Consider the following 2,062-nt stretch of genomic DNA (forward strand, 5'->3'; position numbering starts at 1 on the left):
ACGTCAACTTTCACCGTCTGCTTCGAAGCGCTCTGCGTGTAAACCACCTTTACGCCCGAATAGGCCCGGACGGCATTGAAAGAAGGCAAATCAAAAGTTTTTTGAACACGCGGATCATCAGGATTGATATTGATGGCATTGCAGGAAATGCAGACCGCAAACAGGCAAACACCAATTGACATCAGGAAAAGGCTCTTTACATTCTTCATAATCTTTCGGTTTTTATTGAAGTTAATTAATACCATTATCTGCAAATATAACGAATAAGGACTTCTTTTGTGACAAAAAAAACAAAAATTATTCTTTTTTCTCTCATCACAGCAGAAATTCCTTGACAGAAGACCGTATTTTCCGGTGCCATTTATTTGGCAGTCATGAAATATCTCTCTATTTTTGCGGAAACCCTCAATAAGGATTTCTTCCTATGAACCGTATCCTACATGCCGCCTCTGCCGTCTGGCGGTTCTACCGCGATGGTTTCCGCAACATGACGTGGGGGCGCACGCTATGGATCATCATCCTTGTCAAACTGCTGGTGTTCTTCGTCGTGCTGCGCCTGTTTTTCTTCCAACCAGTTCTGAAAGGACTCTCCGACACTGAAAAGCAGGAAACCGTAGGGCGCAACCTCACACCGAAAAGCAGCGTGCCGCTTTGAATAATTCAAAAAAACAATCTGAAATACCTAAAACCTATGTCACTACTCGAAGTAACCTCTGTAATAGACTGGTCGCGCGCGCAGTTTGCCCTCACAGCGTGCTATCACTGGCTGTTCGTGCCGCTCACACTCGGTCTGGCTCTCGTCATGGGCATCATGGAAACCATCTACGTACGCAAAAAAGACGACTTTTGGAAGCGGGCCGCCCAGTTCTGGCAAAAACTCTTCGGCATCAACTTCGCCATCGGAGTGGCCACAGGCATTATTCTCGAATTCGAATTCGGCACAAACTGGAGTAACTATTCGTGGTTTGTCGGCGACATCTTCGGTGCCCCGCTGGCCATTGAGGGCATTCTGGCCTTCTTCATGGAAGCCACCTTCATAGCCGTGATGTTCTTCGGCTGGAACAAAGTGAGCCGCGGCTTCCATCTGGCCTCCACCTGGCTCACCGGACTGGGCGCCACCCTGTCGGCATGGTGGATTCTCGTAGCCAACTCATGGATGCAACACCCCGTAGGCATGGAATTCAACCCCGAAACCGTACGCAACGAAATGACGGATTTTCTGGCCGTAGCCTTCGCCCCCGAAGCCGTAGTCAAATTTTTCCACACCGTATCGAGCGGCTGGATGACCGGTGCCGTGTTCGTAGTAGGTGTAAGCTGCTGGTTCCTGCTCCGCCGCCGCAACATGCGACTGGCATTGGAAAGCATAAAAATCGGTGCCGTAGTGGGCGTAGCCGCCACACTGATAGTTATCTACACCGGCGACCAGTCAGGCCTCGACATGGCGAAAAACCAGCCAATGAAGCTGGCGGCAGCCGAAGGCCTGGAGCGCGGCGGGCAAGGCGCGGCATTTTCCATCGTTCCCGGAGTGGAAGTACCCGGAATGCTATCGTTCCTCGCCACGCACGACTTCAACGGTTACGTACCCGGCACGCAGGATTTACTTGAAGGTTACACTACACCTGACGGCGTGCGCCATCTTTCGGCCAACGAGAAAATGGAACGCGGGCAAAAGGCACTGGCGGCATTCCGTGATTTCCGCACTGCCGGCAAGACCGGCAACGAACAGGCACGCGACGAGGCACGCCTGCGGCTGAAGGAGCACCAGCCTTACTTCGGCTACGGCTACATCAGCAAGGCCGAAGAGCTCGTTCCCAACGTGCCGTTGGTTTACTGGTCGTTCCGCGTAATGGTAGGCGGCGGCATGGCACTGCTCCTTTTATTGGCCGTCATCCTGTGGTACGGACAGCGCGGACGCCTGCAGAATGCCCGTTTCCTCCTCCACGCCGGACTATGGAGCATTGCTTTGGTATACCTTTGCGGCCAGGCCGGATGGATAGTGGCCGAAGTGGGCCGACAGCCGTGGGCCATCCAGGATATGCTGCCCGTAGGGGCTGCCATTTCA

Annotated in this window: 2 protein-coding genes and 1 pseudogene; 2 read left to right on the plus strand and 1 reads right to left on the minus strand. The window is 53.0% G+C overall.

Features of this window, described 5'->3' with window-relative positions; genetic code table 11:
• A pseudogene (locus tag C5S62_RS03535) lies at window positions 1–209 on the minus strand (hypothetical protein); the annotation flags it as partial.
• A 215-nt stretch (window positions 210–424) separates the two neighbouring features.
• Between C5S62_RS03535 and C5S62_RS03540 the strand changes: the two are divergent.
• Window positions 425–655, plus strand: coding sequence for a DUF4492 domain-containing protein (locus C5S62_RS03540; protein ID WP_104404081.1), 231 nt, complete (start codon window positions 425–427; stop codon window positions 653–655).
• Between the two features lie 36 nt (window positions 656–691).
• Window positions 692–2,062, plus strand: a 1,371-nt coding sequence (locus tag C5S62_RS03545; protein ID WP_104404082.1) for a cytochrome ubiquinol oxidase subunit I, incomplete at its 3' end; no start/stop codon positions are given.

This window comes from Prevotella sp. MGM2 (assembly GCF_002933955.1).
Lineage (GTDB): Bacteria > Bacteroidota > Bacteroidia > Bacteroidales > Bacteroidaceae > Alloprevotella.

Bases quoted from the DNA above. Each gene is read 5' to 3' on its own strand.
- C5S62_RS03540 (WP_104404081.1), top strand. From the start codon at position 425: ATGAACCGTATCCTACATGCCGCCTCTGCCGTCTGGCGGTTCTACCGC.